This window comes from candidate division TA06 bacterium (genome assembly GCA_004376575.1).
GTDB lineage: Bacteria > Hydrothermota > DG-26 > E44-bin18 > E44-bin18 > E44-bin18.
This window is the reverse complement of the sequence record SOJN01000123.1, coordinates 23,412-46,514: the sequence shown is the minus strand read 5'-3', so window position 1 is coordinate 46,514 and position 23,103 is coordinate 23,412. Positions and strand designations below refer to the sequence as shown.

Annotated in this window: 19 protein-coding genes and 1 pseudogene; 18 read left to right on the top strand and 2 right to left on the bottom strand. The window is 50.4% G+C overall.

The window, feature by feature from the left end; all coding sequences use genetic code 11:
- Window positions 1-17: 17 nt before the first annotated feature.
- From E3J62_10315 to selB, 15 genes and pseudogenes are all read left to right on the top strand, one after another.
- The gene (locus E3J62_10315; GenBank protein TET44494.1) at window positions 18-1,085 is read left to right on the top strand and encodes a (Fe-S)-binding protein; all 1,068 of its coding nucleotides are present in this window, start codon (window positions 18-20) and stop codon (window positions 1,083-1,085) included.
- A gap of 11 nt (window positions 1,086-1,096) precedes the next feature.
- Complete coding sequence (locus E3J62_10310; protein ID TET44493.1) at window positions 1,097-1,942, top strand: fumarate hydratase; 846 nt, start codon at window positions 1,097-1,099, stop codon at window positions 1,940-1,942.
- A 48-nt stretch (window positions 1,943-1,990) separates the two neighbouring features.
- Window positions 1,991-2,545 (top strand): Fe-S-containing hydro-lyase, encoded by a 555-nt coding sequence (locus E3J62_10305; protein ID TET44492.1) that lies wholly within the window; start codon window positions 1,991-1,993, stop codon window positions 2,543-2,545.
- 196 nt (window positions 2,546-2,741) lie between these two features.
- On the top strand, window positions 2,742-3,026 hold the full coding sequence (locus E3J62_10300) for a 4Fe-4S dicluster domain-containing protein (protein TET44506.1): 285 nt from the start codon (window positions 2,742-2,744) through the stop codon (window positions 3,024-3,026).
- Window positions 3,010-4,212, top strand: a complete 1,203-nt coding sequence (locus tag E3J62_10295) for a 2-oxoacid:acceptor oxidoreductase subunit alpha (GenBank protein TET44491.1) — start codon at window positions 3,010-3,012, stop codon at window positions 4,210-4,212. Before E3J62_10300 ends, E3J62_10295 begins: the two co-directional genes overlap by 17 nt.
- An 82-nt stretch (window positions 4,213-4,294) precedes the next feature.
- Complete coding sequence (locus tag E3J62_10290) at window positions 4,295-5,122, top strand: 2-oxoacid:ferredoxin oxidoreductase subunit beta (protein ID TET44505.1); 828 nt, start codon at window positions 4,295-4,297, stop codon at window positions 5,120-5,122.
- Between the two features lies 1 nt (window position 5,123).
- Window positions 5,124-5,666 carry a pyruvate ferredoxin oxidoreductase gene (locus E3J62_10285; GenBank protein ID TET44504.1) on the top strand — a complete coding sequence of 181 codons (543 nt, stop codon included), beginning with the start codon at window positions 5,124-5,126 and terminating at the stop codon, window positions 5,664-5,666.
- Window positions 5,663-7,594, top strand: a complete 1,932-nt coding sequence (locus tag E3J62_10280) for a 4Fe-4S dicluster domain-containing protein (GenBank protein ID TET44490.1) — start codon at window positions 5,663-5,665, stop codon at window positions 7,592-7,594. The genes E3J62_10285 and E3J62_10280 overlap by 4 nt, the downstream gene beginning before the upstream one ends.
- 15 nt (window positions 7,595-7,609) lie before the next feature.
- Window positions 7,610-8,029 carry a hydrogenase iron-sulfur subunit gene (locus E3J62_10275; GenBank protein ID TET44489.1) on the top strand — a complete coding sequence of 140 codons (420 nt, stop codon included), beginning with the start codon at window positions 7,610-7,612 and terminating at the stop codon, window positions 8,027-8,029.
- 2 nt (window positions 8,030-8,031) lie between these two features.
- On the top strand, window positions 8,032-9,168 hold the full coding sequence (locus E3J62_10270) for a (Fe-S)-binding protein (protein TET44488.1): 1,137 nt from the start codon (window positions 8,032-8,034) through the stop codon (window positions 9,166-9,168).
- A gap of 21 nt (window positions 9,169-9,189) precedes the next feature.
- Window positions 9,190-11,652: pseudogene (locus E3J62_10265) on the top strand (hydrogenase iron-sulfur subunit).
- A gap of 321 nt (window positions 11,653-11,973) precedes the next feature.
- Window positions 11,974-12,219, top strand: a complete 246-nt coding sequence (locus E3J62_10260) for a 4Fe-4S dicluster domain-containing protein (protein ID TET44487.1) — start codon at window positions 11,974-11,976, stop codon at window positions 12,217-12,219.
- Window positions 12,220-12,543: 324 nt separating this feature from the next.
- A complete protein-coding gene (locus E3J62_10255) occupies window positions 12,544-13,476 on the top strand; it encodes a hypothetical protein (GenBank protein TET44486.1) in 933 nt (310 codons plus the stop codon).
- 134 nt (window positions 13,477-13,610) lie between these two features.
- Window positions 13,611-14,996: an L-seryl-tRNA(Sec) selenium transferase gene (locus E3J62_10250; GenBank protein TET44485.1), complete on the top strand. Its 1,386-nt coding sequence runs from the start codon at window positions 13,611-13,613 to the stop codon at window positions 14,994-14,996.
- Window positions 14,997-15,002: 6 nt separating this feature from the next.
- A complete protein-coding gene (gene selB, locus E3J62_10245; protein TET44484.1) occupies window positions 15,003-16,868 on the top strand; it encodes a selenocysteine-specific translation elongation factor in 1,866 nt (621 codons plus the stop codon).
- A 248-nt stretch (window positions 16,869-17,116) separates the two neighbouring features.
- Here selB and E3J62_10240 read toward each other — a convergent pair whose 3' ends face one another.
- Window positions 17,117-17,710 (bottom strand): energy transducer TonB, encoded by a 594-nt coding sequence (locus tag E3J62_10240; protein ID TET44483.1) that lies wholly within the window; start codon window positions 17,708-17,710, stop codon window positions 17,117-17,119.
- Between the two features lie 219 nt (window positions 17,711-17,929).
- On the opposite strand from E3J62_10240, the gene E3J62_10235 reads away from it, so the two are divergent.
- The 3 genes from E3J62_10235 (at window position 17,930) to E3J62_10225 (ending at window position 19,773) form a co-directional block, all read left to right on the top strand.
- Window positions 17,930-18,118 (top strand): hypothetical protein, encoded by a 189-nt coding sequence (locus E3J62_10235; protein ID TET44482.1) that lies wholly within the window; start codon window positions 17,930-17,932, stop codon window positions 18,116-18,118.
- Between the two features lie 60 nt (window positions 18,119-18,178).
- Window positions 18,179-18,421: a hypothetical protein gene (locus E3J62_10230; protein ID TET44481.1), complete on the top strand. Its 243-nt coding sequence runs from the start codon at window positions 18,179-18,181 to the stop codon at window positions 18,419-18,421.
- A gap of 62 nt (window positions 18,422-18,483) precedes the next feature.
- Window positions 18,484-19,773, top strand: a complete 1,290-nt coding sequence (locus E3J62_10225) for a hypothetical protein (GenBank protein TET44480.1) — start codon at window positions 18,484-18,486, stop codon at window positions 19,771-19,773.
- 258 nt (window positions 19,774-20,031) lie between these two features.
- Here E3J62_10225 and E3J62_10220 read toward each other — a convergent pair whose 3' ends face one another.
- A complete protein-coding gene (locus E3J62_10220; GenBank protein ID TET44479.1) occupies window positions 20,032-23,082 on the bottom strand; it encodes a T9SS type A sorting domain-containing protein in 3,051 nt (1,016 codons plus the stop codon).
- Window positions 23,083-23,103 lie beyond the last annotated feature (21 nt).

Here is a 23,103-nt window from a genome sequence, read left to right as displayed (position 1 = left end):
AAAAGAGGTGAAAAGAGATGAAAACCAAACACCTGAAAGACTGGGAAAATGAACTGGACATCTGCATACGCTGCTCCTACTGTTTTGAAGACTGCCCCATCTTCAAAGAACTTGGTTGGGAGTCCAGTTCTGCGAGAGGCAAGATTCTGTTTGCCTATGGATTCTTGCACGGCGAGCTAGAGCCCTCGGAGTTCATAGCTAAAAGGGTTTTTGACTGCACCCTTTGCAGGTTATGCAAGGAGAAGTGTTCCGCCAAAGTAGACATCACCGAAATAATTGAAGCGTGCAGAGCTGACCTGGCGAAAGAAGGATTCGTTCTTCCCGGGCACAAGGAAATGCTGGAGAACATAGTTGCGACAGGGAATATTTTCGGTGACAAGGAAGCCCGAGCTCCTGTGCAGGATGGGGAGACGCCTCTGTTTATAGGTTGCCAGTATCTCGCGAGGCCTAACAGGACAAAAGGATGGATAAAGCTGCTCGAGAAGATGGGAGTGAAGCCCAAGATAGTAGAGGAAACCTGCTGCGGCTTCCCGATGAAGGCTCTCGGGGACAGGGAGAAACTCGAGAAGCAAAAGAAGGATTTCAAGAAGAAGTTTCCTTTCAAAGAGGCGATCACGCTCTGCCCCACCTGTGCAGCATTTCTGAAAGAAGACTACGATATCGACGCAAAGCATGTCATCAACGTGGTCCTGGAAAAGCTCGGCGGCCTGAAACCAAAGAGCGTGGGGAAGAAGGTAACCTATCATGACCCTTGCGACCTTGGAAGGTCTCTTGGTGTGTATAACCAACCCAGGGAGGTGCTGAGCAAGCTCGGGGTTGAACTGGTCGAGATGAAAGGCAACAGGAACCTGTCAAACTGCTGTGGCGGCGGCGGCGGCATGCTCGTTTCAGATGTCCCGGTCTCAGACAGAATCGCTGACAAGAGAGTGAAAGAGGCTGTTGACACAGGGGCTGACTTGCTTGTGACTGCGTGTCCAACCTGCGAGCAGGTTTTGAGCAAAGCCTCAGCAAGGATGTCGGAGAAGGGACAAGGAAGCATCAAAGTCCAGGAAATGTTTGATCTTCTGTGGAATGCCGTTAAGTAAAGGAGATTGCTATGAGGGAGATACGGGCAAGCCAGATAACTGAGTTGGTCAAGAAGCTGTGCATCGACGCCAACTACAATCTGGGAAAGGACGTGTGGGAGAAACTCGAGGCCGGCCGGAAGACAGAAGAGTCTCCCACAGGAAAGGCGATACTCGATCAGATATTGGAAAATGCGAAGATTGCTCGCGATAACGAGGTTCCGATGTGCCAGGACACGGGTTTCGCAGTCATTTTCTGTGAATTGGGTCAGGATGTCCACGTAGTGGGCGGCGACTTCAATGAAGCCATAAACGAGGGCGTCAGGCAGGGGTATGGTGAAGGCTACCTGAGAAAATCGATTGTTGACGACCCAGTAATCGAGAGGAAAAACACCAAGGACAATACCCCCGCCATAATCCATCTCAGGATAGTCCCCGGCGACAAGCTGAAGATAACGGTTGCCCCCAAGGGCGGTGGAAGCGAGAACATGAGCGAAGTGAAGATGATGAAACCAGCAGACGGTATAGAAGGCGTGAAGGAGTTTGTGATTGACAAGGTGAGAAGGTCTGGCGGCAATCCCTGCCCCCCCATCGTTGTTGGTGTAGGATTGGGTGGTACATTTGAGAAGTGTGCTTTCCTGGCCAAGAAGGCTCTGTTGAGACCTCTGGGGGAACACAACAAGGACCCGAAATACGCGGAGGTGGAGAAGGAACTCCTGGAGAGAATCAACAAGCTTGGAATAGGTCCTCAGGGGCTAGGAGGCAGAACCACTGCCTTGGCTGTCAATATCGAGGTTCACCCTTGCCACATCGCAAGCATGCCTGCGGCAGTCAACATAAACTGCCACGCATCTCGCCACAAGGAAGGGACGATATAGACTCGACCACGGAGGTTCCCAACCGAAGCAGTTAACTCTGGAGGAAAAATGGCTGAACACAAACTTACGACGCCGCTTTCCGATGAGGATGTGAAAAAGCTGAAGGCCGGAGACACAGTCTTCTTGAACGGCACAATCTACACAGGAAGAGATGCCGCACATAAGAGGCTGGTCGAGCTGATTAAGAAGGGTGAACCACTTCCTGTGGACTTCAAGGGTCAGGTCATCTACTATGTTGGGCCCGCTCCTGCAAAGCCCGGCCAGGCAATAGGCTCTGCGGGGCCGACAACGAGCTACAGGATGGATCCCTATGCTCCGGCCCTGATAGAAAAGGGTCTGAAAGGGATGATAGGAAAAGGTCCGAGGGGAGAAGATGTTGTGGAGGCGATGAAGAAGCACTGTGCAGTCTACCTGGCTGCAACCGGTGGGGCGGCGGCATTGATCGCCAAGTCGGTTACGAAGTGTGAAGTGATAGCATACGAGGACCTTGGTGCCGAAGCGATCAGGAAGATGGAAGTGAAGGATATGCCTCTTATAGTGGCTCAGGACTGTCACGGTGGAAATCAGTTCGCAGAAGGTGTCAAACAGTACGAGAAAACTTGAAAGACGATGGAGACCAGATCTTGTTGCATCGATTGTTCTCTTCCCGGGAGTTTTCCGTTCTGGCAAAGCCGAATATTCAAGAAAAGAAGCGTGTTTGGCGTTGACACAATTCGGTCGCCGAGTTAATATCTCCCTCTATGTCCATCAACATGGCAAAGCTCAGAAAGGATGAGCCATGAAGTACTGGCGAAAACCTTTGGATGCAGATAAGGTCAAGCAGGACAAGGGGATAATCCACATAATAAAGGATAGGTGCAAGGGGTGCGCTTTCTGCGTCGAGTACTGCCCCAAGGACGTGCTGGAAATGTCAGAGGAGTACAATGCGAAGGGGTATCACCCGCCGTATGTCAAGAATCCTGATGACTGCGTGAATTGCCACCTCTGCGAGATGCTCTGTCCTGAGTTCGCCATCTTTGTTATTTCAGAGGAAGAAGAGGAGAAAGAAAAGAAGGAGGAAAAGAAGGTTGAAAGCAGATCCTAAGAGTGTACTCACTGGTTCCCATTTCATAGACGGCGACCACGCTGCCGCCGAGGGGGCCCTTGCCGCCGGCTGCCGGTTTTTCGGAGGTTATCCCATAACCCCTTCTACAGAGGTGGCAGAGAGATTTGCCAGAAGATGTCCACAAGTAGACGCTATCTTCATCCAGATGGAAGACGAGCTCGGCTCTCTCGCCTCAGTTATAGGTGCGGTCTGGGCCGGGAAAAAAGCGATGACGGTCACATCCGGCCCCGGTTTCTCACTGATGATGGAACACATCGGCCTTGCAGCAATGCTCGAGACTCCATGTGTTTTGGTGAACGTCCAGAGGGGAGGTCCATCTACGGGTCTTCCCACTCTTACCGGTCAGGCCGATATGATGCAGGCCAGGTGGGGGTCACATGGTGACTACGAAATAATTGCTGTATCTCCGAACTCCCCTCAAGAGACTTTCGAGTTCACCATTAAGGCATTCAATCTTTCAGAACAGTACCGGGTTCCTGTATTCGTAATGATGGATGAGTGCGTAGGACACATGACCGAGAAGGTGGTTATTCCTCCCGCTGATGAGATAGAGCTTGTTGAAAGGAAATGGTACAAAGGTCCTCCGGAGGAGTATCTTCCCTTCAAGCCCGATAAAGATATGGTTCCTTTCATGACCAAGATTGGAGATGGAACAAGATTCCACGTGACTGGCCTTACCCACGATTACAAGGGATATCCGGTGATGAATGCTGCCTGCCAGGAGCAAAATGTGAGACGGCTGGTGGACAAGATAAGGCTGAATACCGACAAGATATGCGAATGGGAGGAGGATTCGATAGAGGATGCTGAGGTAGTTGTGCTCAGTTATGGCATAACCTCCAGAGTCGCCATCAGGGCTATTGATCTAGCAAGAGAAAAGGGGATCAAGGTGGGGGCCATGAGACTGGTAGTTGTGTGGCCTTTTCCCGAAGAGAGGGTGCGTGAGCTCTCCAAGAAGGTGAAGACTTTTGTTGTACCTGAGATAAACTATGGACAGATCGTTCTTGAGGTAGATCGGTGCTGCCAAGGTCGTGCCAGGGCTGTGCTTGCGCCTCATGGAGGCGGTTGGGTACACGACCCGGAAGATATTCTCTATGCCATTGAACAAGCGGTTAAGGACGACTCTCCCATTGAAGGTTACAAGGAGTACAGACGGAAGAAGTAGGACTACCACACGACTTAACAAAGGAATCATTATGACTCCAAAAACATTGACAGCAAAAGCGAAAGAAGAGAGACGGCATCCAATGGAGAATCTCCTTCGGATGGACAGAATACCGCATATATGGTGTCCTACATGTGGTCTGGGGACAGTTCTCACCGCGTGGGTATCGGCTCTGGAGAAGGCTGGCATAGATCCCAAAATGACCGCAGTGGTCTCGGGGATAGGGTGCACGGGTAGGGCGGCGGGCTATCTGAAGGTGGATTCACTGCACACCACTCATGGAAGGCCAGTTGCTTTTGCTACAGGAGTCAAGCTGGGCAATCCCAATATCAATGTTTCTGTAATAAGCGGTGATGGAGATCTGATTGCCATTGGCGGAAACCACTTCATACATGCCGCCCGGAAAAACATGGATATCACAGTCATATGCGTCAACAATTTCATCTATGCGATGACGGGAGGTCAGGTGGCGCCTACCACACCCATAACCGGATACGCCACCACTTCGCCTTACGGCAACTTTGAGCACCCGTTCAACATTCCCCATCTTGCAGAGTCCTGCGGAGCAGTCTATGTGGCAAGGTGGACTGTGCTTCATGTGAGAAGGTTAGTGAATGCTATCACTGAGGCTCTTCTGAAGCCGGGTTTCTCGGTCGTCGAGGTGATTTCACCTTGCGCCAACTACTACGCCAGGATTAACAGGTTGGGAACCGGGCTTGATCTGATGAAGTTCTATCACGACAATTCTGTTATCAAGAACGGCGAGGATACCAGGAACGTGGCTATAGATTTCCAGAAACCGATAATTGTGGGGAAGTTCATCGATAGAGAGAGGCCCACCTTCCTTGACTCTTACAACAAGAGATTGAAGGAAGTGATGGGTGATAAGTTCAAGCGATACGAGGGATGAAATGAGAGAAGTGAGATTTGCTGGATTTGGCGGTCAGGGGATAATCCGCTCAGGGATCATAATAGGTGCTGCCGCCTCCCTTCATGACGAGAGGTTTGCTACCTTGACCCAGTCGTTTGGACCGGAGGCGAGAGGCGGAGCATGCAGTGCCCAAGTTGTTGTTTCTGACGAAAGGGTGCTCTATCCGTACATTACAAAACCAGATATTCTGGTGGCCATGTCTCAGGAAGCCTACGCAAAATACGAAGAGGAGTTGAAGGATAACGGTCTTCTTGTCTATGATGCCGACCTTGTTCATCCAAAGAAGAGGAAGGTGAAAAAAAAGGAGTTTTCTATTCCTGCAACCAGATTTGCGGAGGAGCTGGGAAACCGTATCATTGCCAATGTGGTCATGCTGGGTTTTTTCACTGCGGTTACCGACGTTGTGTCCAAGGAGGCAATGAAGAAGGCGATACCGAGCTTTGTCCCTTCAAGGTTCATAGATCTTAACATGAAAGCCTTTGACAAGGGTTACGACTACGGGAAAGAGGGGCAAAAGAGTTGACCAGAAAAGCAAGTCCTTTGAAGTCACTTCTGTCTTCTGAAGACGCCGCGCTCGCGTTTCCCGAGATTGATGCAGAATATAGGATAGAAAAGACAAAGATACCAATATGCAGGGTCAACTGCCCTGCTGGTGTAAACATAAAGTCATATGTAGGGCTGATTGCAGAGCGGAAGTTCGACAAGGCTCTTGAGGTGGTTCGAGCCACCAATCCTCTGCCTGGAATATGTGGACGTGTTTGCACTCATCCCTGCGAGAATGAATGCAAGAGGAATGATGTCGATGATCCGGTGGCGATATGCGCGTTGAAGAGGTTCGTCGCTGATTACGAGCTGTCACACAAGTCCAGGACAAGACCCAAGCCAATAGAGCAGACAAAAAAGGAAAAGATTGCCATAGTTGGCTCAGGTCCCGCCGGTCTGACCGCGGCAAATGACTTGGCCAGGATGGGATATGGAGTTACCATATTTGAGGCTCTTCCCGTAACCGGGGGGATGCTTTCGGTCTGCATTCCTTCTTTCAGACTTCCACGAGACGTAGTGCAGACAGAGATAGATTCGATTGCGGCTCTGGGGGTTAAGATAAAGACGAACTCGAGAATTGACGATGTCGAAGGTCTTCTTAAGAGAGGTTACAAAGCAGTCTTTGTGGCGGTGGGTGCTTATCAGGGCCTGAAGCTTGGTGTACCAGGCGAGGATGAACTCGAAGGTATCGTCGACTGCATCAAGTTTTTGATGGACTTCAATCTTGGAAAGAAAAAGAAGAAGCCCGGCAAGAAGGCTATCATCATAGGAGGTGGGAATTCTGCACTCGACTCCGCGAGGACAGCATTGAGACTGGGTTGTGATGAGGTTCATATCGTATATAGAAGGTCTCGAAAAGAGATGCCTGCCAATCCTCATGAGATAGAAGATGCCGAGAAGGAAGGCGTGAAGATATCGTACCTCGCGGCTCCCGTGAAAATAGTCGGTAAGAACGGAAAAGCCACGGGCATGGAGTGCATAAAGATGAAACTTGGTGAGCCGGATGCGAGTGGTAGGCGGAGACCCATTCCCATAGAGGGTTCGGAATTCACCATAGATGCTGACTTCATAGTCCCTGCTATCAGCCAGAGACCGGATCTCAGTTTTCTTTCGAAGAAACACAACTTCGAGATAACAAAATGGAATACATTCTCTGTTGATGATGAAATTCTGCAGACAAGTGTTCCAGGCATATTCGCTGGAGGCGATGCTGTGACAGGCCCAAAGACCATCATTGATGCGATCGGAGCCGGTCATAGGGCAGCAGCGTCAATGGACAGATATCTCAGGGGAGAGAAGCTGAAGCCAGCGTGTTCTTATCCCGAGGACGAGGAACTGGAGCTGATCGTCGATGGTCACGCTCATCAGGAGATCAGGAGAGCAGAGGTACTTGCTCTTCCTGCGGCGAAGAGGCTCAACTTCAATGAGGTAGAATCGGCATATGACGAGGAGACTGCTGTCAATGAGGCCAAGAGGTGCCTAAGATGCGGCCCGTGCGTTGAATGTGAGGAGTGCATTGCCTCATGTTGGAAGAAACTGATGGCTGTTGAGGAGGCAGGCAGGGGCGAAGATGTATTGATTCAGATTCCCTGGGCTCCTGAAAGATTCCCTCCCGGCCTTGGCCCCTGGAAGGCCAACATCGTCCTGGGTAGTAAGAGCAAGAAAGAGGTTCTAGCCGAGCCGATAATAAGCGAAGTCGTCAGTAGGAAATGCAGGGGATGCGGTAAGTGCAAAGATGTGTGCGAGTACAAGGCGGTCAAACTCGAGGAGTCAAATGGAGGTCTTACCGCAAAGATTGATCCCCTCCTTTGTCACGGATGCGGCACCTGTACTGCTGTTTGCCCGTCATCTGCCATAGAGCCGTTACACTTCGCAGATGCCAGGCTGACTGGGTTGATGAGTACCTGATATTAGGATACCAAGATGGCTGCTGGAAAGAAGTTCATCTCAAATATAGTTGCTTTTGCCTGCAACTGGGGAGGCTATCCTCTGCTGAAGGAGGTCGATGTTGAATCGTCTTCCGACATCCATCTAATCAGGCTGATGTGTGGGGGGAGAGTGAGTGCGGGACTTCTGTTGCGAGCCTTTGAACACGGTGCAGACGGAGTGGCGGTGTTCGGATGCGACGAAGGAGAATGTCACTATTCATTCGGAGCCACAAAAAGCAAAGAAGAGTTTGAACTGGCAAGAAGAATGGGACGTCTTCTGGGAATAGACGATGAAAGGTTAGTCTATTGCAGCGTTCACCCCGGGGATATGGAGAAGACTCAGCAAGACGTGAAAGAGTTCTTGAAAGGGGTGAAGAAGTTGGGTAGATCAACGATCACGTTGGGACAAGGCTGACAATGGAGTCCACCAAAGATACGATAAGAAGAAACAATGCCTACTACTGCCTCGATTGCGGGAAGTGCACTTCTGTCTGTCCTGTTACGACTGTGGGACAATCTCCCAGGCTGGCAGTGAAGAAGGTATTGCAGTCTGAGGACGAGGATGTGGCAGCATATGAGTTTTTCTGGTCGTGTCTCACGTGCAAGGCATGCAATGAGGTGTGCCCATCAGATGTATCATACGCTGAAATGACCGCAGAGTTGAGGGGGTTTGCAAGAGAATTTGGGGTAACAGGTGAGTGCACCCACTCTGGCGCGATAAACGCGCTGGAAAGGATTATGACTGCCCCAGATTTGAAGCAGAACCGGATGGACTGGATCTCAGATGATTTAAGGATAAGAGACAAGGGCGATGTCCTCTACTTTGTGGGTTGCCTCCCCTATTTTGATGTCTTTTTTGAAAGTTTCAACTTGAACTTATTAGATATTGGAAGAAGTACCATAAAGGTTCTGAACAGGCTGGGGATAGAGCCGGTCGTCATGAGAGATGAGAGGTGCTGCGGGCATGATCTGTTGTGGACTGGGGAAGTAGAGAATTTCGAACGGCTGGTCACACATAATGTCAAACTGATCAAGAAGACAGGAGCAAAAACAATTGTTACCGCGTGTGCCGAATGCTACAAGACTCTGAAACAGGACTACCCCAAATTCTCATCGGATTTCAAGCTTGAGGTTGTCCATCTCTCCGAGCTCCTCGCCAAGAAGCTATCGGATGGTAAGCTCTCATTCAAGAAGAAGGACGGAGCTGTCACCTATCACGATGCATGCAGGTTGGGTAGGTTCTGTGACGTTTTTGATGAACCTAGAGCGCTCATGAATGCGATAGAAGGTCTGCAGTTTAAGGAGATGGAGCGAACAGGCAGACAGGCTTTGTGTTGCGGAACAGTTTCGTGGACAAACTGCGGCACCATAAACAAAGAAGTTCAACTTGATAGATTGAGGGAGGCCAAGTCCACAGGTGCAGATGCGCTTGTCACCACCTGTCCAAAATGCCAGATACACTTCAAGTGTGCGATGGACGGGGAGGATAGGGGAAAAGACGTGAAGATTGAAATGGTGGACCTGGCCAGCTTGATGGAGAAATCATTGGAATAAGTAGAGAGGGAGGTGAGTCGATTGGAGAAGGATGACCTTCGTATTGGTGTATTCGTCTGCGAATGCGGGCAAAACATCGCCGGGTCAGTCGACTGCGATGAATTAGTCGAGCACGCCAAGAACCTGCCAGGCGTTGTTTGCGCAGTGAAGAATAAGTATACCTGTGCCGAGCCCGGGCAGCAGGAGATCAAGCAGTACGTTGTCGACAACAAGCTCAACAGGGTTGTTGTCGCTTCCTGCACTCCCAGGATGCACGAGCCGACGTTCAGAGCCTGTGTAAGCGATGCGGGTCTGAATCCCTATCTGATGGAGATGGCGAATATCAGGGAGCATTGCTCGTGGGTTCATAGCGCGGACAAGAAAAACGCGACGAAAAAGGCTGAGGACCTGATTGCGGCCGCGGTGGCTCGTGGAGCCAGGCTTGAACCTCAGGATGAGCTTGAGGTTCCAGTCACGAGAGCTGCGCTGGTTATCGGCGGAGGCATAGCAGGGATACAGGCATCTCTCGACCTGGCTGATTCGGGATATCCTGTATACCTGGTAGAGAAGGAGCCATCCATTGGTGGGTTGATGTCTCAGCTAAACAAGACCTACCCGACAATGGACTGAGCAATATGAATCCTCGGTCCGAGGATGATGGATGTCGGTCGACATCCCAAGATTAAGCTCCTGACCTACAGCGAAATCGAGGATATATCTGGATATATTGGCAACTTCCACGTGAAGGTCAGAAAAAAGGCCAGATATGTTTACGAGGAAGACTGCAACGCCTGTACCGAGTGCGAGAAGGTATGCCCGGTAACAGTCGTGGATGAGCATCAATGCGGCCTTGCAGTGAGAAAAGCCATATACATGCCGTTTGCGCAAGCAGTTCCGTCCTCGTATGTTCTCAATATGGAGGACTGCCTGGGGAACAATCCCATAGCCTGCGGGAAGTGTCTCGAAGTCTGTGAGAAGAAGTGCATAGACTACGACATGCAGGATAAGATTGTTGAATTCGATGTGGGAACTGTGATTGTGGCCACAGGCGTGGATGTTTTTGATCCGAGAAAATACGATGAGTTCGGATATACGAGATACCAGAATGTTCTGACAAGCATGGAGTTTGAGATTCTTACCGGTCCTGGATACGTGAGTGAGGGACATCTGGTGAGACCTTCCGACATGGAAGTTCCCAAGTCAATTGGGTTCATACAGTGCGTTGGCTCCAGAGACCTGAAGAGAGGCAACCCATATTGCAGCAACATATGTTGTATGAATACCGTCAAGGATACTCTTTTCCTGAGGGAACACTACCCAGACATGGTGGCCAAGGTCTTCTACATGGACATGCGGACATTCGGTAAGGGTTTTGAGGACCTCTACAGGAGAAGTATGGAAGCGGGTGTTCAATACATCAGAGGGATACCCGGGCAGATTAGGGAAGATCCCGAAACGAGGAATCTTATTCTGACCGTGGAGAACACAACGACAGGAGAGGTGGAGGAACACGAAGTGGGAGTTCTGGTCCTTTCTGTGGGGGTCACTCCAAGGCTGGATTCAGATCACGTCCAGAGGCTGCTTACCCTCTCCAGAACGAGCGATGGGTTTTACATGGAGCAACACCCCAAACTGAAGCCGATAGACGCACCTACAGGAGGAGTTTTTCTCGCCGGTTGTTCTGAGGCTCCCAAAGATGTGAAAGACAGCGTAACTCAGGCAAGCGGCGCTGCTGCAAGAGCTGAGACGATTCTGTCTGCGGGCAGGATAAAGATAGAGGCCATCACTGCCTGGGTTGACGAGGATCTGTGCAGTTCATGCGTCATCTGTTCGAAGGTCTGTCCTTACGGTGCCATAGGTGCAGATACAAAGGCTAAGACGCCTGCGGAGGTGGTTGAGGCTGCGTGCAAGGGGTGCGGTACATGCGCTGCTGAGTGCCCGTTTGAGGCGATCACCATGCGTCATTTCTCTGATGATCAGATAGACGGGATGGTCGACGCATATCTTGCAGAGGATCCCATGGATAAGGTGATTGTTTTTGCCTGCAACTGGTGTTCTTATGCTGGCGCCGACCTTGCTGGGCTCTCGAGGCTTCAGTATCCTTCCAGTGGGAGGGTAATAAGGACGATGTGCTCTGGGAGAGTGTCTGATGAGTTCATCTTGCGCGCCTTCAGGAAAGGAGCGCCGGTTGTGCTAGTATCAGGCTGTCATTTCGCTGACTGCCACTACATCGACGCGAACAGGTGGACTCAGAAGAGAGTGGAGAAGCTCTGGGACAAGCTGGAGAAATGGGGGATCAGACCAGAGAGGCTTCAACTGGAGTGGATAAGCGCAGCAGAGGCTCAGAAGTGGGCGAGAACTATGCGCGAAATGGAGGAACTGCGCAAGACAGTCACCAAAGAAGAGGTCGAATACACGGTAAAGGTTCTGACTGAACAGGAGGAGAAAAGGCAGAAGAAAAAGGCAAAGAGGGCAAAGAAAACGACAGCGGCTGCAGTAACATAACTTCTGACGAAGTACGAAGACCTCCCCCCTATGTCATCGCGAGGAGCATGGGAGACCCTTCGACAAGCTCCTCGTGGAACGAGGCATGCAGGACAGGCGAAGCAATCTGGATGGGAAAGTACAGAGTACAAAGGACAGAGTACGTAGAACGTATCTTGTAAGAGGGGAAAGTTATGGCAGAGATGGTGGACTTCAAGTGCCTCAGGTGCGGGCATGATTTTCAAATGAAATACACACCTAATGTTCCTGAAGAGCGCGCTTGCCCCAAGTGTGGTTCCAATAGTGTCCGGCACATAAAAAAGAAAGAAGAGAAGAAGTAGCTTGGAAAAAGCGAAACCCAGGATCGTCATAAAGAAAGAGTGGTGCAAGGGGTGCGCCATCTGTGTTGAGTTCTGCCCAAAAGATGTCTTTAAGATGGAAGGTGACTACCCTGTTGTAGTAGATATTGATGCTTGCACCCAGTGCGAACTCTGCGAGATTATGTGCCCGGATTTCGCCATTCTGCTCGAAAAAACCAAATCTAAGAAGAAAAGTACGAAGGGCAAGGTGCAAAGTACCAAGAAATAATTTCGAATTGCAAATTACGAAAGAACAAAGACGAAGTGGGTGGGGAGATATTTCCTGCGCACTTCGTTTTTGTCGGTTTGAGGCATTCTCCGGGGACAGCCCCCCAATTTTACAATTATGCACAGACATCAAACCCGCTTGGGGACAGCCCCCCAATTTTACAATTATGTAGAAGATTACATAGTCGGGTGTAAACAGCGTTTACACTTTTTCGGCGTGGCAGAATCAAAGCCAGTTCGATGCTGCAATGCTAAGCTCAAGAAACTCTTCGAGTTAAAGAGAATCTTGTATATGAACAGATGGGCCGGCACGAAGTTTGCGTAGATTGTAGGGTGGGCGTCGGCTTCTGTAACTTGCCATCCGAAAGTTGTGAGCTGTGACCAAGACCGAATTCAGAAAAGCATAGTGGCACGAAGACCCCGACTGATAGGTGAGGGACTATATCATCACGTCTATGCCTGGGGAAACGATCGACACCCGGTCTTCAAGGCGGATGCCCATTTTGAAAAGTACCTTAAGTATTTGGAACTCTACGGCTCCCTCTGTGAAATCCATATAATCGCATACGGTCTGATGGACTGGCATATTCATCTATTTCTGCTTGATTGGCACGCACGGTTGTCGGAGTTTATGGACAGATTGCACGGTGATTACGCTCAGTTTTTCAATAGGGTGACCGGTAGAGTTGGACACGTATTTGGTGAACGCTTCAAGAACAAGATTGTTCAATCGGACAGCTATGGTGTGTGGTTGTCGCGCTATATTCATCGGCAAGCGGTGGAGGCTGGCCTGGTGTCTGATCCCAAGGACTACAAATGGACAAGCTATGGTGACTACCTCAGGCTTGTTCCCAAGGGATTCGTCAAACCCGGGGTTATTCTTGATCAGTTTGGCCGAGGCAAGGTGGGTCGTCGGCGATACAAACAATTTGCCCAGAGTGAAAATGATGGCCCAGTCAATTGGACTGAAACACGCGAATCAGTAATAGGGGATGACGAATTTGTTGAGTTTGTTGAAGTGTCGAAGTGCCGTGCGAAAGAACGGAATCTTGATGTTAAGAACTTGATAGTGGCTGTTAGCCGTCAATTGGGTGTGACGTCTGAGCTTGTTTTAAATCCCAGGGGGAGAGTCCAACGAAAACTCCGTCACGAAGCCTTTAGGATTCTCGTAGACGATTACCACTTTTCTATATCTCAAGTTGCCCGGGCATTTGGGGTTTTTCCAAATGCGGTGGCAAGTGCCCTGAAAAAGCATTAGCTCGAAATTGTAAAATTGGGGGGCTGTCCCCGGCGGAGGATGCGAATAGGTCAAAATTGTAAAATTGGGGGGCTGTCCCCACGGGGGAGAATTGCGTTGACAGTGGGGTTTGGCGGTGATAAGTTGTCCGGGCGATGTCCAAAGAACCGTTCAGACTGATCCCATCGATCGACAGACTTCTTGGGAAGGAATCTGTCCGTAAATCGTTCAGGAAGTACCCGAGAAAGCTTGTTGTCGAGTGTATGAGGGAGACTGCTGGATCCTGGAGGCAGAATATCAAGCGCGAGAAGGTTGATGAAGCAAATCTCACTGAGGACATCTTCATCGAGGAAGCTTTGACTTTAGCACGATCCAGGGTAGAAGGCAGTTTCACCAGGGTCATAAACGGTACTGGCATAATCTTGAATACAAACCTGGGGCGAGCCCCGTTGAGCGACCTTGCGCTTGCGAAACTGGACAGAATCTCCCCGGGGTACTCGAATCTGGAGTTTGATCTGGAAAAGGGGGAGCGAGGACGCAGAGATGTCCACGTCGAGGATGCGCTCTGCAAGCTGACGGGTACGAAATCTGCACTGGTTGTTAACAATAACGCCGCTGCAGTGCTTCTTGTTCTTGACACGTTTGCGAAGCGCAAGGAGGTGATAGTTTCCAGAGGCGAACTGATAGAGATAGGCGGAAGTTTCAGACTTCCTGATGTTCTGAAGAAGAGTGGTGCGAGGCTTGTTGAGATCGGCACCACAAATAGAACCTACATTGCTGACTACGAGAAGGCGATCACGGAAAAGACTGCCATTCTTCTCAAGAGTCATACTTCCAACTATAGAGTAATAGGTTTTGTGCACAAGCCAGAACCCCGGGAGCTCGTCAAGCTCGCAAGAAAGCACAAGATAATCTGCATGGAAGATATTGGAAGTGGTCTCCTTGTTGATCTTTCCATGTTTGGGCTTGATGAACCTACTGTGCAACAGGCTGTCAAGGCAGGCATGGACCTTGTGACATTCAGTGGAGACAAACTTCTGGGTGGACCTCAGTGCGGCATCATACTTGGCAAGAGAAAATTGATAGAGGAGCTAAGGTCGAATCCATTGATGAGGGCCCTCAGGGTGGACAAACTCACCCTGTCTGCCCTGACTGCGACTCTTGCCATCTACCTTTATTCAGATGCACCTATGGGAGAGATCCCACATCTACTTATGATCATGCTTGCTGCCCCAACCATCAAGAGAAGAGCTCAAAAAGTACAAAGACAGTTGGAGAGGATAGAGGGGTGCGAAATCAGCATTGTCGAATCTTCAGCGGCGGTTGGCGGCGGCAGCTGTCCAGGCTTGAAGATTCCATCCTGGGCTATTGGGATAAAGTCAAAGAAATACTCTGCACAGAAGCTCGCGAAACTGTTGAGGAAGCAGGATCCCCCGGTCATCGCCACCGTATCCGAGGACATGGTTAATCTGGACATGAGGACGATCTTGCCTGAAGATGAAAAGCCTCTGATTGCCATTTTCAAGTCGATTATGGCGTAAAATCCAATGGGAGCTATAGTAGGTACTGCAGGTCACGTGGACCATGGGAAAACAGAGCTGGTCAAGGCTCTCACCGGTGTTGATACGGACCGCTGGGAAGAGGAGAAGAGGCGGGGCCTCACCATTGATCTGGGGTTTGCTCCTTTGGATCTTCCCCGGTTCGGAAGAGCTGGTCTCATTGATGTTCCCGGTCACAAAGATTTCCTGCGAAATATGCTGGCTGGAATGGGCGGAGTGGATGTCGCTCTCATGGTGGTAGCGGCGGATGAGGGGGTAATGCCCCAAACAATGGAACATTTTGAGATAATCAGGCTGTTCGGTGTGAAGAAGTTGGTGGTAGCAATCACAAAATGTGACCTCGTTGAAGATGAGATGGCAGAACTGGTGGGTCTTGATGTGGAAACGCTCCTCGAAAAAACCCACTTTGAAAACAGTCGTATTGTTAAAATCTCGTCCAAGAACCGCACTGGTCTTGACCAGTTAGTGGGAGAGCTTGACTCTGCACTGGGATCCTTTCCGGGGAAAGACTATGACAGACCAGCAAGACTTCCCATTGACAGGGTATTCGTTCTGAAAGGGGTGGGAACTGTGGTTACCGGAACGCTCACAAGTGGGAGAGTTGTTCAGGGTGATGAGCTTGTCGTCTACCCCAAAGGGATCAAGACTCGTGTCAGGCAGATTCATGTGCATAATGAAAAGAGAGATGAAGCCCTTGCCGGGAATAGAGTCGCGCTAAATTTGACCAGTGTGAGCAAAGATGAGATGCAGAGAGGGGACATCGTAACTGAACCTGGGTACTTAGAATCCTCGGTGATGTTTGACACCAGACTCGAGTTGCTTGAAAATGTCCCTCAACTCAAAGACTGGACGAGAGTCAAGGTGTATCTTGGCAGTGCAGAGGTGCTTGCGAGAACCGCCATTCTTGGCAAGAAAGAGATCGAACCGGGAGGAAGAGGTTACGTGCAGCTGAGACTCGAGAAGAAGGCCGCTGCCAAATTTGGCGACAGATTTGTGGTCCGCAGTTATTCCCCAATGAGGGTGCTGGGAGGAGGAATCATACTGGATTCGAACCCCAGGAAACACAAGCGGTCGGATCGGATCGTTCTTGATGTGCTAGAAGCCCGGGCATCAGGTGAGTTATCCAACATCCTTTCAGCCCATCTCAACACAGGATTGGTGTACATAGCCGAACTCAGAAAGAGCATCGACGTAGATGAGCAGCAGCTTCACAAGGCGGTAGGAGTTGTTACAGAGGAGGGGAAGGCGGAGAGGCTGGGTGACATACTTTTCGACAAATCATATTTGAAAAAGATAAGAGAGCGAACCTCAGGTATACTGGAAAAGTACCACAAGGAAAACCCCCTCCAGAAGGGCATGTCCAAAGAAGAGTTGAGAGTCAGAATGAAGATGGCTCCGCAGACGTTTGATCTGTTTCTCACCAATAGCTCTCAGTTTCAGGTGGTGGGAGACAGGGTGAAGCTGGCTCGGATTAGCCTTGAGTTGACTGATGAACAGGCCGAGGAGAGGAGCAAGATCGAGAAGTTCTTCCTTGATAGTGGTTTCAGTCCACCCTCCAAGGATGATGTAGTCTCAAAGTACTCCAGTCAGCTCTTCTATTCTCTGATTGATTCCGGGAGTCTTGTGAGAATCAGACAGGATATTCTCATCCACAAGGATATTCTGGAAAAGGGGAAGAAAGAGATAGCCAAGGCGGTAGAGAAAAAGGGCCCGCTCAAACTGACAGAGATTAAAGAGATTCTCAAGACCACCCGAAAGTTCGCAGTCCCCGTTGCCGAATACCTTGATAGAATAGGATTCACAAGGCGAGAAGGGGACCTCCGCACGCTCGCTACGCTCGGGAATTCAAAATGAAAATTGTCGAAGATCCTGAGTGAAGCCAGACGGAGCGACGAAGGGCGCAGTCTGGCGAAGTCGGAGGGCAAATCGTTGAAAATCCTTCGCACTCGGCTTCGCCGAGCATAAACTCCATCGGAGGGCAGAAATCAGAATCCCCCCCGACGCCCTTCCCAGCGGCCGTAGGTCGCAAGGTTGTAGCTGAGAGCTGATGGCAGACAGCTGATAGGTGTCTTATATCCTAGAACTTAGATCTTATGACTAGATCATTCCTTCAGTCTATAAGTGACCGGTACGGTGATCCAGACTGCGACGGGTTTATCCCTGTTCATTGCCGGACTGAACTGCCATTGTTTAATGGCCTGAAGAGCTGCGGTGTCCAGGATTTCGTGTGCGGATTGTGCGACATGTGCTCTGATGACCTTGCCCGTTGTGTCAATGTACGCCGACACAAAGACGGTCCCCTCAAGCTGGGCCAGTCTTGCGAGTTTCGGGTATTGTAGATTTGTCCTCCTGATCGGTTCTGGCGGCTCATCATGTATTATGAAAGAGTCTGGCGGCGGCGGACGGTGCCACAATTTGTCCAGCTTCGGAATTGTTACAACGACGTCAGGGTCGTCGTCCTTTGCCGGTACAACCGAGGGCGGCGGTTTTGGAATCTCGGGAGGTTCTTCAGGCGGCTCCGGCATCGGCACCGCAATTAAGGTATCTGGCCTGTCTATGGGTCTCGGTGTGATGGGGTGAAGCCCGAACTCCTTCTTGGCCACAAAGCCCGCCAGGTGGAGGCACAGCGCCAGAAGCAGCGAAAGCTTCAGGATATAGCCATACTTTTCTTTGAGATCTCTACTCTGCCGTTTCATCTTTTCACCTCCTTTTGAGGAGTTGAACTGTGTGATGTCCTTCCTCGTCCATATAGTGCTACACCGCAGGACTGCAAAATATTCCCAAACACACCCACTTTTTCACCTTTTCGAAAAAGTGAAATAGAGGACAAAATGTGTTTGACGCGATTCGTCTGTAGAGTATGATATTCTTGCGGGTTCCGGAGGCGTGTGCTTACTCCATAAGGGGGGTTCTTAATGGGAAAGTCCATCAAATCGGGGATTGTGTTTGCAGTTCTTGGTGGGATCTGGGCGGTACTTCATACTGCGTATCTAATGGCTCGTACCCTACCTCGCTCGGAAGGATATATCATCCCGAAGTCATTAGCTGGTCTGTTCTCTTTCACCGACTTTGGGAAATTGATCTTCAGCATTCCTGTCGGCTGAGGGCCGGTATCATGCCCGACCGGTCCGGTCTCCTGGGGGCTCTGGATAATACCAAACGGTATGTACGGCATAGCCGTCGTAGTCCTTTCAGTCATCGGGTTGGTAATAGTCGCCAAGACCCTGAATCCCAACTTCAGATTCAAGCCTTTTATTCACAGCAGGTCATTGTGGACTGTGTTCTTCTGCTCAATGTTGACAGCAGGCTTGCTTATTCTATCTGTATTCTTATTCGGCAGTACTATGAGGCTCTTCGGGTTCAGGCATGTTGAAGATTTACTATATTATACTGGCACGGGCAGTTAATCTTCGTCATTGTGTTCGGGATTTTCGGTAGCGGACTATGGTTCATCTGGAGCCACAGGGGTGTGGCCGGAGACCTTAATACCGTATCCTTAAGCGGTTTTAAGGGGCGACTGTCTCTTCTGCGGGACGGAGGGATAGCTGGAGCTGTCACTGCTGCGATTTTCTTTCTTTTTTTGTTGTCGTACAGACCCTATTGGTACCAATTTGCGGTATTTCGCTATCAGCCCTACATTCCCTGGATGATCTTGGTCTTCATCTGGTTCCTCGTTCTGACCCTCGTCGCGTCCTTCGTATTCGGTCTGTTCTTCTACAGGATGGCTGCCATACTGGGTTGGCGGAGAAGCGTCAGATCCCTAGCCTATGCTTTTTGCATAGGAGTCGCAATGGTCCTTATCACAACAACATTCTTCAATGCATTCTGGCTAGAACGATATGATTACAAAAACGAGATGATAGAGATCTTGCATTTACCGAACAGGGCAACGGAACCCCCGAAGACGGTCGTCTTGTTCGGAGACAACGAACACAGAATAGGTGCCAGAGAGTTTCTCTACACAAGATGGTCTAGATTCGACCCAATGGCTTTGAACAAGGCAGGTGTGGATGCTGCCTATCGTCTTCTGGAAAGCAGAAGCTACAGGACCTTCCTGGCTGGCCAGATGAATGAGTACTTGGAGCAGTACTACAAAAAAAACTGCCAGATAGCGCCGCTCCTCAGATACTATCAACAAAGATTTGAAGAAGGGGACGACATCAGGGCGTGTTCGGACCTCCTGTGGTCTTTGCTGCATGTCCTCCCGACACCTGAGAGGAAGAGGATGCTTGTCTTGCTCACTGATGAGGCGAGGTACTTCATCGCAGGCGGTGCCTGCTATCGGTTGGGTAACATATACGCACACATGGGTGACTCAGCTAAAGCGGATATCTGGTTCGATAGGGCAGAAAAGCAAGGCTACCCTGTTGGGTACAGATTCCCGGTCTCAAAGGTAACTGATGGGATTCTGCAAGGATCGATCGTGGTTGAAGGCAATCCTGCTTCGCAGCTAAGAATTGGGCTGCTTCGCGATTACCGCCGAATACGGAGGTACAGGACCGAACCAGTATATCTGGAGGCTCTGCCGGAGCATCTTGATATATATGTAATTGATGGGACGGAGCCGGACCAGGATGGCAATTTCAAGTTTGAAAACCTTGTGGATGATGACTACTTTCTTGCAATAATGGCTGATACGCTGCTGATTTATCCGACGTGGGAGAGAGTGAGCCTGAGCAATGCACCTGGGAAGATAACAATAGACCCAGAGCACGTTGTCGTGGATCTCGGCGTGATAAGAATAGACACCCGCCCTTAAGGCAAAGTACAGAGTACAGAGTACAAAGTACAAAGAAGAAACTGCAAACTCCCAACTGCGAATAGCTGAATACTGGAGAAAAAGGACGAAGGACGAACGAAATAGGTTCGAGCCTTCGTGAGAAGGCACGTGGCATATTTCGTCCTTCGTCGGCGTTAGCCGATGGAGGCAAACGAAAAGAGAACCAAAAGTCCATGCCGGCCCGGTACGTCGCGGCATCGTTCTACAAGATTCTCAATATAGTCCTTCTCTTGACTGTCACCTGAGCTTCACGACCTTGACTGGCTTGCAGCCCTGAGCTGTAAGGAAGTAGATGCCAGAGTGGACGTCACGACCAATCAGGTCTCTACCATCCCAGACGCCTTTTTCGGCTCTCGCCACCAATCGCCCACAGAGGTCATAGACCTGAAGCGTGGTCTTGACCCCATATATATTGACGCTATTTCGAAACGGATTCGGATACACTCTGAGCCTGGTTGTGGAGATTTGTGCCCTGTAACGCTCTTGGATCCCCAAGATGTTCCAATCTGTGAGCTTTGCGTAAATATCCATACTCTTGTGCCGGCGGTTGTCTCCCCATGTGAAAAGAACCGCGTTGTGGTTTGAGGCAAGACAAAACGGCCATGAAAGTTGGTGATTATATGGGAATGAGTCTGGCTCATTTATCTGAACGTTGGGGCCAATTGGTGTCCCATTTTCAAATTTCTGCGCAACCAGTTCGCGATCACCGTCAGGATTCCTGAGATCTGTCCATACGACCACAAACCTGCCACCCTCCGGGTCGATCGCGACTGAGGAACGGTATTGATAGTTCGAACCAATGTCATCGTTCACCCTGAAATTAGAGCCTTGTGGTGTTCCAACCGAGTCATACTGCTGCGCATAAATGTCAGGACGCCCGTTGCGCCTATCCTGCCATGCGACGACAAAGTTTCCTGCCTCGTCCATTGCAACTGTGGGCCCTTCGGCTGAAGCTTCATGGTCATTCACTTCCAGGTTTGGACCCTGCGGCATTCCTGATGAGTCATAGCGCTGCAGATAAATGCTGGACTCACCATTACGCTCATCTTGCCAGACGATAGCAAAGTTGCCGGATAAATCCATGGCGACCGAAGGAAGCTCCTGTGGCATCGAGCCCAAATCATCGTTAACCTTGAAGTTCTGACCTTGGGGCGTCCCTGATGAGTCATAGCGCTGCGCAAAAATGTCAAGATACAAATCATCATCGCGGCCATCAATCCAAGCCACAACGAAATTTCCAGTCCCATCGATTGCAACCGATGGGTAATATTGGTGAGTGGAGTTTGAGTCGTCGTTCACCTTGAGGTTGGGCCCCTCTGCTATTCCCAATGGGTTGTAGCGCTGTGCGTAGATGTCTCCGTCGTAACCATTACGGTGGTCCACCCAAGCGATGACAAAATTTCCCCAAGGATCCATTGCAACCGAAGGCATGCACTGGTAACCCGAATCTGCATCATCGTTGACCATGAAATTCGGACCTTGAGGTGTTCCAAATGGGTCAAGGCGCTGTGCGTATATATCAGAATCGACGTTGCGCCAGTCTTCCCAGACGACAGCAGAATTCCCATTTGCGTCCATTGCAGCGGTGGAGAATTCCTGGAAAGTCGACCCCTCGTCATCGTTCACTCTGAAGTTAGAACCTTGTGGTGAACCGAATTGGTCATACCGCTGTGAGTACATGTCACGATGTCCACTGCGCTCGTCATGCCAGACTACAGCGAAGTCACCATTGCCGTCAACTGCAACAAATGGATCACCTTGTTCGCTTGTACCCGCGTCATCATTGACCTTGAAATTTGAACTCTGCGGTATTCCCAATGAGTCGTAGGTCTGTGCGTAGATGTCAGGTTGAGCATCTCGGTTGTCTTCCCATACTACAGCGAAGTTCCCTGACAGGTCCATTGCCAGGGATGGATACTTTTGTATGGTTGATCCCACATCATCGTTCACCTTAAGATTCGAGCCCAGGGGTACACCAGACGAGTCATAGCGCTGTAGGTAGATATCTGAACCTACATTGCGGTAGTCCTCCCAGGCAATAATGAACCCCCCAGACGAATCCATCGCAACTGAAGGATCTTGCTGCCATTCGCTGAGTGTGTCATCGTCCACCCTGAAGTTGGGTCCTTGCGGACCTCCTGATGAATCATAGCGTTGCGCGTAAATGTCATGGTTACCGCCGCGGTCATCATCCCACGCCACAACAAAACTCCCAGACCAATTCACGGAAACTGACAGGCCCACTTGATATGTTGTATCAGGATTGTCGTCCACCTTGAAGTTTGTCCCGAGCGGTGCTCCTGATGAGTCATACCGCTGGCAGTAGATGTCGGAAGCCCTGAAATCTGCCCAGGCAATGGCGAAGCTGCCAGAGCCATCCATTGCAACTGAAACATGCCAATTCTCGGCCCAGAGCTCATTTACCTGAAAGTTTGAGTCCTGCGGTACTCCGGATGCATCATAGCGTTGCGCGTACACGTCAGAGATGTGACCATTCCGCCAGTCCTCCCAGACGACCACAAAGTTCCCATTCGGGTCCATTGCGACAGAGGGGCGTAGCTGGTGGTGCGGGCTTGCGTTATCGTTTACTCTGAAATTTGGACCGTCTGGCGCGCCGGATGCGTCATACTGCTGCGCGTAAATATCAAACGAACCATTGCGGCAATCTTCCCAGACTAGTACAAAGTTGCCAGCTGTGTCCATGGCAGCAGCGGGATACTTCTTGGGGCATACGCCCGTGGTGTCGTCATTGATCAGGAAGTCGTTCTTAATTACGCCGCTTATCAGTTCTAACTCCCGTCCGGTCACATACTTGGTGTTGGAAGCTGATATGGGGATGTCCTGGCGCAGACTGTGAAAACCGGGTCTGCGTAATGCGGGATCCTGTGCCGGTAGATCAAGATGTGTTGTCCAGTCTCCCAGGCTTCCACCATCTCTGATGGGCCGATGTGCAGGTTCTCGCAGAGTCTGAGCATCGACGCTCGTGAACGAGCAAGTGAGGATTGTGAAGAATGTGCTGACAATAATCCAGGCAGGGAAATCTCCTCCATGAGAGGCTAATCTCGGGATGTTCATATCGCTTTCCTCCATCTTTAAGGGCTTTTTGAGAATCTTTATGCTTTGCCTATTTTCTCTTGCCTCATTGCAATTTATATACTCGGCAAGCTCCACAGTCAAGCGTTTTCTGTCCCCCGGCAGGGGAGAGGCATTCAGTTCCCCAGGAATGTTGGCCCGTGTCTGATTGAGCGGTTTTCCAGAACACAACAGCGCGGTGCGTGCCCGCGCCATCCCACGGCCTCGCCCCGTCTT